This is a genomic window from Paraburkholderia sp. BR10954 (assembly GCF_040965775.1).
Classification (GTDB): Bacteria; Pseudomonadota; Gammaproteobacteria; order Burkholderiales; family Burkholderiaceae; genus Paraburkholderia; species Paraburkholderia youngii.
Map to the genome: position 1 here is coordinate 1 of NZ_JBFRCK010000306.1, position 255 is coordinate 255.

The 255-nt window shown below is 60.0% G+C and carries 1 rRNA gene; it reads left to right on the forward strand.

The features are described from left to right. Window positions 1-255 (forward strand): 16S ribosomal RNA (locus AB4Y34_RS42355); the annotation flags it as partial.

Genomic DNA, 255 nt, shown 5'->3' on the forward strand with positions numbered 1-255 from the left:
TGCAAGTCGAACGGCAGCACGGACTTCGGTCTGGTGGCGAGTGGCGAACGGGTGAGTAATACATCGGAACGTGTCCTGGAGTGGGGGATAGCCCGGCGAAAGCCGGATTAATACCGCATACGCTCTGTGGAGGAAAGCGGGGGATCTTTCGGGACCTCGCGCTCAAGGGGCGGCCGATGGCAGATTAGGTAGTTGGTGGGGTAAAGGCCTACCAAGCCGACGATCTGTAGCTGGTCTGAGAGGACGACCAGCCAC